Here is a 13,944-nt window from a genome sequence, read left to right on the forward strand (position 1 = left end):
TTGTATGTGTCAGAAAATCAGTTATGTTCATTGGTTTGAAGAGATGATGTTATGTTGACATTTTTCGGCTTTTTAGAATCCGTGTAATTATTTATGTAAAGTTTTATGTCATGATTCAACATTTCTGGTAGACTGGGAAAATACTTTTTCTGAATGTCAACTAAAATTTTATGACTTAATTAACCAATATAGTCAATGGGATAAATGTTGTAACCTGTTTGGACAAATAAAAAGTTTAGCAGTAAAAGGAAAAACTTTATTAGGTAATCGCACACTTAGGGAAAGTGATATTTATGAGATGAGTGGTATTAAAGAAACAGACCCAGTTATATCTCTTTTAAAACTAAAACAACTAGCACAACATAGTATTGATGAACTTGAGAAACCTTTAGGAATCTGGGAACAGATTTTTGAAGCAATTATTGCATTTGCTGTTAATTATAAAAATTTAGATCCAATTATTCAGATATTACGCCCATATAGCCGTCATTACAGCGCGTCAATCAAACTTGAGTTTATTGAAAGACAAGCAAAAATTATCCTTCATAAAGTTAAACAAATTGATAGTGAATCAATTTTAATTGAGATTACAAATGACATAATACAATGTATTAATCAAAACGAGTATACATGGCTAAAGCAATTACAAACTGAAACAAAAAAAACTCAACAACAGCTAGAAGAAGAATTAAGTCAAAAGGTAAATTTAGCAGATAATTGTCAACAACAAATACTAGCCATCCAAGAATCTGTACAAATTTCTCATAATGAAGCAGACTTTAAGCTAAAAAGAGCGATCGCACTATTACAAGAGCTTTCTCAGTTCTCACATTTACCAGATGAATTGAGGATTACAGTTACAAGAATGATTAATAATTACTCTAATACATTAGCTGAGATTCAAGAGTTTATTGCAAAAATACATACTATTGAAAATCGAATAAAAAAACTAGAAAAGGTATTAGATTTAATAAATAATTTGGAGTTGTTTTCAAAAATTAAATCTTTGCTAACAGATAAAATATCACATATACAATCAACACAATCAAAGTGTAACAACCAACTGACAGAATATCAGAAACAACTTAACCAAATTATAGTTAAGTTAAAGCAAAACGTAGATAAACTATCAGCCGCAAGAATCTGGTGGAAGTCACTATGGGAAGCAATACCCGATAAATTTAAAATAGCAATTTCTACTAATGACTCTTTTTCTATAGAAGCCCTATGTGAAGTTGAAAACCATTTTAATTATTGGCAACAGCAACTAAAAAGTGAGGAGGCTTATTTAACAAAATATCATAACTTTATTCAAGATTGGATTCAGAAACTGCGTCAACCATCAGAAAGCAATCGTAATGATTTGAAACGAATTTATTTAAATAATGCCAATGTAGTTGGTATTACATGCGTTCAGGCTGCTAATCGTGATTTTTCTGACGAATTTAAATATTTTGATGTCGTTATCATTGACGAAGTTAGTAAATGTACTCCTCCAGAGTTACTAATTCCAGCCTTAAAAGGTAAAAAATTAGTTATGGTAGGCGACCATAAACAATTACCACCGATGCTTAATACTAAAACTTTAGAAGAAGTTGCCCAAGAAATTGGCAGTATACGCGAAGAACTAGAATTTTTAGAAGAGTCTCTTTTTAAACTTCAGTTTGAGTCTGCGGATCAAAGTATTAGGCAAATGCTAAATATACAATATCGAATACACCCCTTCATTATGGGTGCAATCAATCAGTTTTATGACGATAAACTAGAATGTGGCATTTTAGAACCTGATATAAAACGCGCTCATAATTTAGCAGGTAAAATTATCCAAGAACAACATCATCTAGTTTGGATAAAAACACCTATCAGTCCTGATTTTCAAGAGAAAAAAGAAGGTACTTCTTTTATTAATCTTCAAGAAATTGATGTGATTGAAACTTTGTGTCACCATTTCAATGATATTTGGTTTACTAAAGTAGCTAGTGGTGAACCAAAAAAGGAAATTGCTGTAATTACATTTTATGGCGCACAACTCAGAAAAATTGATGAAAGACTACGTTCTGAGTCATTTCCATCTTTACAAATTCGTACTGGTACAGTTGACCGCTTTCAAGGTATGGAAAAACCTGTAGTGATTGTTAGTATGGTTCGCAACAATCAGGTTAAAGATGTGGGATTTGCTAAAAAGCCAGAACGAGTTAATGTAGCCTTTTCCCGCGCTCAAGAACTACTAGTAATTGTAGGCTGTCACGAATTATTTATTAGTCAACGCGGAAAAGTTGGCAATATGTACTCTCAAGTTTCTCATATCATCCATCATCAAGGAGGTTTGATTGATGTTTCTCGCATCTGCGGCTAAACCTATTGATGAACATCTGAAAAGTTTAGTAGATAAAATTGAAGCACAAAGTTCTAGCTTATCAGTTTTAGCAGCACGTCAATTTCGATATAGGCTCTATCAAACTCCTATAGAAGTAACTATTCAAGAAGCTCGCAATGTTAATCTTCTTGAAGAGTTTATTATTCGAGCAGGGATTGAATTTGATACACCGCTAACAGCAGATGAACTAGCATCTGTACTTGGTCTTAATAGTGTATTTATAAAAAGTACGATTGCAACACTTCAATCATTACAAGTTATAGGAAATACTTCAGAAATTACTGTTACACCTGAAGGACGTTTGTTTTATGAGAGGGGTTCTGTACCTCAACCTCCATATACAGTAAAAATTTATGCTTTTAAAAGCCCTTTAGAAGAGAATATTATTTTTAAGTATGAACCATTAGATTTATTAGATGATGCTTTAATAACACTGCCGAATTTAGCAGACTTTGTAAATGTTGAACAAGAAAATAATGATCTTATCTCATTATCATTAGATGAACTAAAGCGAACAATTCAGGCTTCTAGTTTAGGTCTTCATATTCCAGAAGATGGAAAAATCATTAATTCGTGTAAAATTATCTCACCTGGGCAAAAAATTTGGAGAAAAACAGAAGTCTTAGTAATTTATGATGCAAATGATGATCAACTGAATATTCAAGTACGTAATAGTAATAAAATTTTAGAATCTGTAACAAATAACCTACAATCACTTATAGCTGACGAGAAGATTTCGCTAAAATCATTATGTTTTTTATCTGACGATATCATTAATTTTGAACGCGAAGCGACTCTTAAAAGGAAAAATACCGAAATAGAAGCTAGAGTTGAGAAAATCAAACAAAAGGCACTAGCTTACAAGACAGAAACAGATTCAAATACAAATAAATTAATAGAAAATGGTACAGCTATTCAATTACGTGATAGACAAATTAATCAAGCTTTTTGGGAAGTATTAAAAGCTGCTAAACGTCAAATTATCATATATTCTCCTTGGGTCAGTTCTGTCGTTGTAGATGAACAATTTCTCAAGCTACTACAAGAATTAGTAAATCGTGGAGTTTGGATTTTAATTGGATATGGAATTGCACGACGACAAGAAGATGAGGATAGACCAATGCCGCCAGAAGTAGAAGCCAAACTACAGGCGATAAGAACACCTGATGGTTTACCTGGTGTAAACATATTTTGGTTGGGCGACTCTCACATTAAGGAAATAATAGTTGATCAAGAGATTCATCTTTGCGGATCTCATAACTGGCTTTCCTATCGTGGAGACTATTTGCCGCGAGGAGAGTCAGTATATAAAGTGACAATTCCAAATCAAGTAAAAGAAGCTTACGAATTTCTCTCGCATCGTTTTCAAAACCACGCTCAAAAATTATGGCAACAAGCTATAAGAACTCGTAATCTTAAAATGGCAATTAATTCTTTATGTATTTGGGCTTCATTAGAGTTGGAAGATGTGGCAAATCAAGAAATACAAAATGCTAACTGCTTAGAACTTCTTCCTATAATGGAAAAGATTAAATTTCAAGAAAAAAGAAGAAATACTATATAGCTATCCTTTCTATTCAATTAATTAATTCTGTCCCTTTCCGCATAAAAATATAGATTTTGTGTGTCGGTTATCCAGTAGTATGTATCGTTGGTGGTAGTTATATCTGCCAAGATTTACTCTATTGTGTAATTACTCAAATCAACTTGCAAACAAAACAAAAATCAAGTACGGTTTTTTCACCCTAATGTAGTATGTGAATCTCCATACCAAGATAGAAATAAAATTGATACTTTTATTTTAAGTAATTACTAAGGGATGAAACAAATCGTTTACCGTGGTTCATCTTCTGCTAAAAGATTCTTAATGTTTCCAGAACGACAAGTTTAACCCAAAAAATAGTCTAATTCGATACAATTAAAAGGCTGGGAGAGCCAAGGAGAATTAAGTGGTACTGCTAAAGGGCTTTGAGATTGAAATGTACACTGGCACACCTCAAGGTGAAATTGTTGGTCTCTCCGATAAGATTGTTGCTGACTTAAATGGGTTTATGCGAGAACCAGACAGTCGCAACGTGGAATACATAACAAAGCCATCCACAAGTTACGAAAATCTGTTGTGTGCTTTACTAAGTCCGCGTCGAGAATTACGCAAATACCTCCAGCGTTTGGGTAACTACACTTTGATACCTGGAAGTACTTTGTCTTTAAGTGGGGGCGATCGCTTCTTTCGTTCTGACCCCAGCAATCCCTATCATGACTATATTGAGCAGACCTACGGCACAAATGTAGTCACTGCCAGCGTACACATTAATGTAGGTATTAGCGACCCAGAAACATTAATGCGGGCTTGTCGATTTATTCGCTTAGAAGCACCCTTATTTCTGGCGCTGAGTGCTTCATCACCCTTTTTCAATGGTCAAACCACTGGCTATCACTCGACTCGTTGGGGTTTATTTCCCCAAACTCCCGCCTACGTACCATTATTTACCAGCCATGCCCATCATATTCAGTGGGTAGAAGAGCAGTTATTAGCCGGAACAATGCAAAATGTCCGGCATTTATGGGTATCAGTTAGACCAAATGGCGATCGCCGCCCTTATGATCTCAATCGTCTCGAATTGCGAATTTGCGATTTAGTGACAGACCCCATTGCTTTACTGGCAATTACCGCATTGTTAGAAGCACGTTTATTGCAGATAATTGATAACCCTGATTTAGATCCTTTAACTAACAGTAAATTATCACCGGAAGAATTAATTGCACTAACTACTAACAATGAAATAGCAGCCGCTAGAGCCAGTTTGGATGCTCAACTACAACATTGGCAAGATGGCAGAACTATTTTAGCCAGAGATTGGATTGCGGAACTATATCAAGAAGTTTGGGCGATCGCTAAACAACAAGGCTTTAGCTGTTTCTTGTCGCCATTGCATAAAATTCTGCGAGAAGGCAATGAAGCCCAGCAGTGGCTACAACTTCATAGCGTCGGTTTTGACTGTCAACGTGTGATTTCCCAGGCAATTGTGGCTACAAAAGAACGCGAAATGGAACTAGAACACAAATTGTGTTCTTCCTTACTGGCTTAACTAGAAATTCAGGTGATTCAATCCCATTAGTCATTTGTGAATAAGCTAAAAAACTTTTAGTTTGCATATCTAAATTAGATTAAACTCTTGTGGGGTAGGCATCTTGCCCGCCCTGATTATGCAATTTATATGTGTAACAGCGTACCAAGCACAAATGACTAATGACAAATACCCAGTCAGGAAAGTCCAACTAGCCCAAAACCATCATTTATGGTTTCATACATAAGATAGATTTTCCAAAAGTAGCCAAAAAATGAGTTTGGGTGAGATTTCTAGTTTTGGAAGGACAAAATAGTTGTACTGACAAGTGAGTCAGATACATTTTCCAAAAATTTCTGGGAAAATGTAGCAATTTTTTTGTTTTAAAAAACTAATCGATGTAAACTACAAAATGGTTATTAAGAAAACCTATAGATAACCTCTACCTTTTGGTAGATTTTTTATTGTCAATATAACTTTTTATACAAAAGCGCAGTTCCATAGCAGATGCCCCAAGTTGTTTTAGTCAATCCGCAAATTCCCCCCAATACAGGCAATATAGCGCGTACTTGTGCAGCAACAGGCACAGAATTACATTTAGTGGGGCCTTTGGGCTTTGAAATTAGCGATCGCTACCTCAAACGAGCCGGTTTAGATTATTGGCCTTATGTCAAACTCCACTATCATGAGTCGCTGGCAGCTTTTCAAGACTCTCGTCAACAGCGTGGTGGGAGGTGTCTAGGTTTTTCTGTGAGGGGGAGTAGTAATTACGTACAATTTCAGTTTGCTCCTAATGATTGGCTACTATTTGGTAGCGAGACTACGGGCTTATCACCAGAAGCATTATCAATTTGTGATACAACCCTTTATATTCCGATGTTTGAGCCAGGAGTGCGTAGTCTGAATCTATCAGTCAGTGTGGCGATAGGACTGTTTGAAGCACGGCGACAACTAGGTTATCTAGTGTAGTTTTTGAACAAATGAACTATAAGTACAAATACTCATGCAAGTATGGAAATTAAATTCCAATAGGGTTTTCGGCAGAGAATAATTCTATTTCTAACAAAAAAAGTTGTAATTTTTATACTTGCTATTAAAAAAAATCAGTAAAATACCTGAACAAACTAGTTTACTACATAGGTTTAATATAAGAAATTTCTATATTAATTTTGAGAATATACCAAATTTGAATGATAGATTTTGATGAATTGGATTTCTTTGGTTTCCAAAAACAAAAAGCTGCAAATCCATACGGATAAGGCATTTGTACTATTTTGTCTGAATAGGTATATTTCAGGAGGACAAAAGTACTGGAGAGTTTGTACGGTTGTCTTTTAGGGAAGAATCAACGTAAAGTCTCCTGTTGGGAAGACGGATTGGTAAAAAAAACCTTGAAGATATTTACAGCAGGAGGCATCGCTTTTTTAAAACTTATAGCAACTAAAATTGCTGACAATAAAAGCAGATTCGGCTAATATCAACTTTTCCAATCCCAGCGATTAAATTTAAATTAGGCGCTGACAACTGTAAAGAGCGAAAGTTCTAGGGTGTGAGGAGTGGAGCGGACAAGTAAGCACAGCAACTTTATGTTCTGCTAACAGGTGTAAACTTGTCTAAATCAGAGAAGCAGGTTAATCTTGCCTAAGTATCTCTGGTGAATGTGATCCAGGTCTATCGTCAGATGTGATCTAAATCATTGACTAGTATTCCGACTGCAAAATCGAGGTCAGTTAAGCGCTAGTGATCATAGGAGGTCGTCTTTGAAACGAGCATTGAAAAAAAGAGTAAAAGCTGTGCTGAAAAATACCCCCAGCAATGATGGTGTCCCTAGTGAGCAGTTAAGTGTGGTAAATTCCAAGGCTAATCGTCGAGTTAGCACACAAGCAGCCATGATTGGCTTGGCTATTTCAGTTGGGGCGACCAGTCTTTTAGTGACTCGACAAAGCGATCAAGCCCAAGCAGCAGCACCTGTAGGCAGCCAAAAAGTAGCCTCAAACTTGCCTGTTGCACCTGACACTGAAATGAAATTTGTTCCCACAACGCTGGAGAGTCAACTAGTCTCGGCGGCAACCATGCCAGAAAATCCTGTCATTGTGGAACCAACAGCAATTTCACAGTTGCCTGGGCTTGAAGCTAAATTGCAAGTGGCGGCAAATGGAATACCTGTGGAAGTTCCAACACCAGAGAATATTGCCCAAACAGCAGCCGAGAAAAATGCCATTAACCAGTCGCCATTAGCTAAAGATGGCGAAGCACAAGAAATCCTGAAAGCTAACGACGCATCTGACATCAAATTTGCTAACGATGAAGTCAAAGCTAAATTAAAAGCACAGCAAGAGTTTGCCCTGTATCACTTACAAGAAAAATCGAACCGTTTAAGAGCAAGTCTGGCGGAGTTGCGGTCTGGGGAGTCCAAAAATTTAGCGAAAACCCCTGCATCGACACAAACGGCAGTTATAGCAGAGAAATTGCCACCGCAAAGCATCAGTCAAGAAGTTGGTCAACAGTTGCCTGCGTTGGTTGATGAAGACAAAACCAAGTTCTTTCCTGAAGTTAAGCAAACAAAACCTCTAAGTGAACAGGTACAGCCACTAGCAACAACATCTGTACCAGCTACACCACAAATTGCTGCACCAACGGATACTGATACAGCTTACGAAGTTAAGCCAGGAGATACTCTAGCTGCGATCGCTAACCGATACAACACCACGGTTGCAGAACTAGCAAAGCTCAACAACATCAGTAATCCTAACCAGCTACAAATCAATCAAAAGCTAGTTCTACCATCTGCCAAGGTCAACCGTAATGGTGCAGTCTCAATACCTGTGGCGGTTAATCAGCCTAATGTACAGTTGACCAACAATATCAAAGTTGCTGGTGTACCTGTTAACACTGCCAGCAGCAACCCCAATGTACCTTTAGCACCAGTCTCACCAGTTTTTGTCAACAACAATACTGTCAGACCAAGCACAGCAACAAATAACCAAACACAGACAAATACTGCTAACGGTGTAGGTGGTGATACTCCCGTACCCAAAGTCTTTACTGAATTACAGTCAGGCAGCCAAGCTCAAAGAGTAGCAAGAGGCAGAAACAACGAGCGTCTTCAGAGTTTACAGGCTGAAATTCAAAGACTACAGCAAAAATACCGCAATCAAGAGTCTGGTAATGTAGTTGCTCAAGCTGTTACTGATACAGACAAAAATAGTATTGCGATTCCAGTTCCTGTAGCTGTTCCTAGCAACTTGGCAGTTACTAAGCCAGTATCTGGAACTAAGAATTTTGCTGTACCCATCCCTGTTCCAACACCAATTTTACCGAGCTACAACACTCAACCAGTTAAGCCCGAATTTAGTGCTATTCGCAGCACTACTGACGAGCCAATTAACCCAGAGTTCTTGCCTAACCGCGCTAGGGTAACAGTACCACCCATTGGAATCAATGCGGCTGATTCTCCTAGAAGAATGCGGGGAACTAAAGTATCGCCACAATTACCACCTTTGGCAGCAGTGGATCAATACTTGCCCAAACCAATTGATGAGACAATTCCTCCACCTTCCACATCCTCTGTAGCTTATATTTGGCCAGCCAAAGGTGTATTTACCTCTGGTTACGGTTGGCGCTGGGGAAGAATGCACAAAGGTATCGACGTTGCTAACGCCGTTGGTACACCAGTTTATGCCTCTGCTGATGGTGTAATTGAAAAAGCTGGCTGGAACAAAGGCGGCTACGGTAATCTCGTTGATATTCGTCACCCTGATGGCAGTATGACCCGTTATGGTCATAACAGCAAGATTCTGGTGCGTGCAGGTCAGCAAGTGCGTCAAGGCGAAACTATTGCTTTAATGGGTAGCACTGGTTTCAGTACTGGGCCACACACTCACTTTGAAATTCATCCATCAGGTAAGGGTGCAGTTAACCCAATTGCCTTCTTACCACAACAAAACCGCATTTAGTCCTTGTCTGTATCCAATCCAGTTATTTTCTTGTCAGAAGAGGGAGTTTTTATCCCTCTTTTGCTTGGATGGGTGAACTGCCAAATTAGCTTGTGGATGGAAATTAATTGCCAAACAGACTAGCCATCAACAAATGTGTATGCTATATTAAGAATTAATGCGGAAGTTTTTGGCTCAGTAGCTCAGTTGGTTAGAGCACGGGACTCATAAGCCTGGGGTCGTTGGTTCAAATCCGACCTGAGCCATTTAAAAGATAGATATCTAATTTAAAATATCTGATATACAGAGTTTAGTCATCGACTTGCTCATGATGAACGCGATCGCCCGCCAGATAATTTAAACTCAAGGTGAGACCGAATTAATTACAGCTTCTGTTATGTCTTCTAGTTTAGATTCTTTACCACCTGCTTTGGCTAAAATCGTCCAACGCTTTCAACGTGCATCTGATCCGAAGCGGCGTTATGAACAACTGATCTGGTATGCCCAAAAACTTCCAGAATTTCCCGAAGCTGATAAAGTACCAGAAAATAAAGTTCCTGGTTGTGTGTCTCAGGTGTACGTTACCGCCGCCTTAAATGATGGCAAAGTTGTATTTCAAGGAGAATCTGATTCTCAGTTAACAAAGGGGCTAGTGGCGCTGTTAATTGAAGGGTTAAACGGGCTAAGTCCTACAGAAATTGTCCAATTAACACCAGATTTTATTCAAGCAACTGGTTTAAATGTGAGTTTGACACCTTCCCGCGCTAACGGTTTTTACAATATATTTAAAACCATGCAGAAGAAGGCATTGGAATGTAAGTTAGAGCAATAAGAAAAAGTGCTGAGTGCTGAGTGCTGAGTAAATAGACTAGTTTTGACGTAGGAAGTATCAGGGTGTGAGAGTATGTGTATTCAAAAACCTTACATCCTGACACCCATCTCAACCGTCCTGTTACCTAAGCTGTTTTGAAAAAGCGGATAATTTCACGGACGTGATCGAGAAATTGACCATCAGTGGAAAGTTGAGCGATCGCGTTTCTGGCTTCTCTGGCTAAACGTTCATGTTCTGTTTGATTTGTGGCGCGTAATTCTTCTAAATTCGCTAAAATTCTGGACAATTCTTTGCGAGTTTCGTCCGCAAAACGTTGTTGGGTGGCTGGTAAAGAATATGATTCTTCTGGGTTGAGTTGTTCTTGTATATATTGGACTTTTTGTTCTAATTCCGAGAAGCGATTCCGCAGCTCATAAATATCTTCGCGGGGATATTTCCATTCTTGGCTAATCATAGTTAGCCTTGCATATAAATATTCGTAAGCCCGAATGGCGGGACGCAAAATTGTTAGTAATAAAGCTGCACCGGAACTGATATAACCTACCGCACTAATTCCCGTGGCGGCGAGGATGTAAAGTCCAATGGCAGAAAATATATGTAAAGCAATAGCCAGCCACAGCGATCGCTTGGCTAATAATTGCACATATTTTACTTGTTTTCCATCTACAGGAATGCCTTTTTCAGAAGATTGTGCTGCTTCTGCTAAAACTTCTTTAGCTTGAAAATGGACATTCCAAGGGACAGTTACAATTACTAACAACCACCAAAAACTTGCACCACCAATTATCCAATCAAGAAAGTTACCAGCAGGGATATGAAACCATTGCAACACGCCAAATGCTACTAGTAATATAGTGAAAATTCCTAAGATGGAACTGATAAAAAGGTTAATATACATCTTGCCCTGTCTCCACTGAAACTATCATCTTCATCATGGCGGTGGCTGGGCGGTTATACAAAATGATTGTGCTGGTTTAACTATTTGCACATTTTGTATTGATAAGTATTAGTGCTAGAAAAAAAATTCTTTCTCCCGTCAAACTATCGCAGAAATTATGCACAAAGATTGTCTGGGGAGACTGAGTTTCGGATGTAAGGGTATAAGGTGTAAGGGTTTTGCAGACATACACCCCTACACGCTGAAACCCTTGATTTTAGTCTTACTGCATCAGCCCCATATCACTGTTATGGCTGAATATTAACCAGAATCTATGTGATAGTTTGACTAACTGCACATCTACTTATCTCCCTTGTCTCCCTTGTCTCCCTTGTCCCTGCTGTTCATAATATTACCCACCAACATGAATCCCCGGTCGCCTGTGGGAATTTTTTTCGGCGCGACGCAGTACTTCACGGGTAACTACAGCAATATCACCTTCACCAAATAAGATAAACCGCAGTAAATATTGGATGGGATTTCCTTCTACCCAGCCGAAATAAGCGTGCGGAATTTTACCAGTTTGGTCACGAATATACAGTAGCAAAGCCGCGATCGCATTTGGGACTGCGGCACTTTCCGCACGTAAAATCCGATAATCCCCAACTTTTACCCCTGTAACTCTGATCACATCAGTAAAATCTGACGCATCGGATACCAAAATCTCTAGAAACAGCACCGGATCTGTTGGCGGAATGTGATTATCTTCCCGTACCTCTTTTTCTTTTAATAAATATTCTTGTTCATTACCTACATTTAAACGATTAGCAATGATCCGAATCGCGCCTTGGCTTTCTTCGGCAATAAATTCGCGGGCATTGTCATCAACTTCTATTTGTTCTACACGTAGTTCCGTTGAGCGCCAAACACGGGAAACGAGAGAAGTTACAATGATTGTACCAATGAAGAACGTAGCGATTTTAATCCCTTCTGGTCTTTCAATGATATTGACAATTGTTGTATAGATAAAGACCAGGGTAATCAAAGCAAAAACAATTCGTCCCTTTGTGGAATTGTGTCGATGGGCTGATAAAGTCACAGCAAAGGCGGCAGAACTAATTAATACCAAAACACCTGTAGCATAAGCACCACCCTGCGCTTCGACATTGGCTTGGAAAATAATTGTAACTACAAAGGCAATACCTGTATATACCAATACAAGCGGACGGTTCAATAACGCCCAACTTGGTGCCATTCCATAGCGTGGTAAGTAACGCGGCACAATATTTAGTAGTCCTGCCATTGCTGATGCCCCAGCAAACCACAGAATAGAAATAGTGCTTAAATCGTAAATTGTACCAAAGCCATTGCCTAAATAAAGATGTGCCAGATAAGCCAGGGCGCGTCCATTGGCTTTACCACCTGTGGCAAATTCTGCGGCTGGAATTAAAACTGTAGTGACAAGACTGCTGGTGAGCAAAAAGAAGCTCATAATGACAGCAGCAGCCGTCAGTAGCTTGCGGGTATTGCGGATTCTGCCTCTGGGCATTTCTGGGGCATCGCTACTGCTACCTTGAACTAAGGGCATAACTGTAACACCAGTCTCAAATCCAGATAAACCCAAAGCCAAACGAGGAAATAACAAGATAGCCAAGCCGATGAGGACAAAGAAATTGTTATGTTGGGCGAAAAGTGCTGTTTGCCAATTGGCGATCGCTTCTGGGTGAATTACTATCTGATATAAACCAATGCCAATTACAATCAAATTCAACAGCAGATAAACTGCCACTAAAAATACTGCAATTCCAATTGCTTCTTTAAAACCTCTCAAGAAAACTGCACCCAGTAAAGCAATCAACATGAGTGTAATAACAATGCTTTGACTGTGCAGTAGACCTGGTGTCAGAGGATTTTCGATGATATGGGCTGTGGCATCAGCAGCCGACAGAGTAATAGTAATAATAAAGTCAGTTGCCACAAAGCCAAGTAGACACAATACCAGTAATTTGCCTTGCCACCAAGACAATAAATGCTCCAACATCGCAATCGAACCTTCACCATGTGGGCTTTTAGCAGCAATGCGGCGGTAAATTGGCAACGCACCAAAAAGTGTCAATAAAACCAAAATGAAGGTAGCAATAGGAGAAAGCGCACCAGCCGCTAAGGCAGCAATTCCCGGTTGATAGCCAAGTGTAGAAAAATAGTCTACACCCGTCAAGCACATAACTTGCCACCAAGGATGCTGGCGGTGTGCTTCTTCTTTATGGTAAGGCCCTTCCTTCTCTCGGCGGTTTTCTGCCAGTAACCAACGCATAAACCGTCTATTGAGCCGTTTTGTTGAAAACATTGATTTAACCATCCAATTGGATTTTGTTACAAAAGTCGCGGGTTTGAGTTCCTAAAGTTTGGAAGTTTTATTCAAAATTTTGAACTACAAATACACTCAAGGACTAAAGAACAACAAGTTTTTACATTAGGAATTTCTATATTGAAATACACAATCAAGAACAAGTAATCCAGGCTATTATTTTACACAGTAATAACAATCTAAATACTTTAATTTATAAGCTAATTTAACAACTCAGCACTATATATATAGTGAAAGATTTTATTTTAATTTAAGTATTCCCACTTAGAGATTTTATTTGTATGCGCTTATAATGGAGCCGATTTTAGAGACAAGGAATACTACAAGCGTATTACTAACTAAAATCAGGAAAAACATTTCGCGCCTATAGGACTCATATTTGATTTCTGAAAAAACTCAGTGTACTCCTAAATCCCTTTTTTACTGTTCCCTGTTCCCTGTTCCCTGTTCCCTCCCTACGCAAACATGTTCATTAATCAAATCGGAT

8 protein-coding genes and 1 tRNA gene are annotated in these 13,944 nt (G+C 38.5%); 7 read left to right on the forward strand and 2 right to left on the reverse strand.

What is annotated here, in order from left to right; genetic code table 11:
- The first annotated feature begins 298 nt into the window (after positions 1-298).
- The 7 genes from H6G75_RS04950 (at position 299) to H6G75_RS04980 (ending at position 10,212) form a co-directional block, all read left to right on the forward strand.
- Positions 299-2,356 (forward strand): DEAD/DEAH box helicase, encoded by a 2,058-nt coding sequence (locus H6G75_RS04950; RefSeq protein ID WP_190978859.1) that lies wholly within the window; start codon positions 299-301, stop codon positions 2,354-2,356.
- Complete coding sequence (locus H6G75_RS04955) at positions 2,334-3,941, forward strand: hypothetical protein (protein ID WP_190978860.1); 1,608 nt, start codon at positions 2,334-2,336, stop codon at positions 3,939-3,941. The genes H6G75_RS04950 and H6G75_RS04955 overlap by 23 nt, the downstream gene beginning before the upstream one ends.
- A gap of 385 nt (positions 3,942-4,326) precedes the next feature.
- Positions 4,327-5,466 carry a glutamate--cysteine ligase gene (gene gshA / locus H6G75_RS04960; protein WP_190978861.1) on the forward strand — a complete coding sequence of 380 codons (1,140 nt, stop codon included), beginning with the start codon at positions 4,327-4,329 and terminating at the stop codon, positions 5,464-5,466.
- A 486-nt stretch (positions 5,467-5,952) separates the two neighbouring features.
- Positions 5,953-6,414: a tRNA (cytidine(34)-2'-O)-methyltransferase gene (locus tag H6G75_RS04965; RefSeq protein WP_190978862.1), complete on the forward strand. Its 462-nt coding sequence runs from the start codon at positions 5,953-5,955 to the stop codon at positions 6,412-6,414.
- Between the two features lie 824 nt (positions 6,415-7,238).
- Positions 7,239-9,401, forward strand: coding sequence for a peptidoglycan DD-metalloendopeptidase family protein (locus tag H6G75_RS04970; protein WP_313934794.1), 2,163 nt, complete (start codon positions 7,239-7,241; stop codon positions 9,399-9,401).
- A gap of 171 nt (positions 9,402-9,572) precedes the next feature.
- A tRNA-Met gene (locus tag H6G75_RS04975) sits at positions 9,573-9,646 on the forward strand.
- A gap of 131 nt (positions 9,647-9,777) precedes the next feature.
- Positions 9,778-10,212, forward strand: a complete 435-nt coding sequence (locus tag H6G75_RS04980; RefSeq protein ID WP_190978864.1) for a SufE family protein — start codon at positions 9,778-9,780, stop codon at positions 10,210-10,212.
- Between the two features lie 124 nt (positions 10,213-10,336).
- Here the strand turns inward: H6G75_RS04980 and H6G75_RS04985 are convergent, their stop codons facing one another.
- Both H6G75_RS04985 and H6G75_RS04990 read right to left on the reverse strand, forming a co-directional pair.
- Complete coding sequence (locus tag H6G75_RS04985; RefSeq protein WP_190978865.1) at positions 10,337-11,110, reverse strand: hypothetical protein; 774 nt, start codon at positions 11,108-11,110, stop codon at positions 10,337-10,339.
- A gap of 391 nt (positions 11,111-11,501) precedes the next feature.
- Positions 11,502-13,448 (reverse strand): APC family permease, encoded by a 1,947-nt coding sequence (locus H6G75_RS04990; protein ID WP_190978866.1) that lies wholly within the window; start codon positions 13,446-13,448, stop codon positions 11,502-11,504.
- Positions 13,449-13,944 lie beyond the last annotated feature (496 nt).

The sequence above is a fragment of the Nostoc sp. FACHB-280 genome (assembly GCF_014697615.1).
Taxonomy (GTDB): Bacteria; Cyanobacteriota; Cyanobacteriia; order Cyanobacteriales; family Nostocaceae; genus Nostoc_B.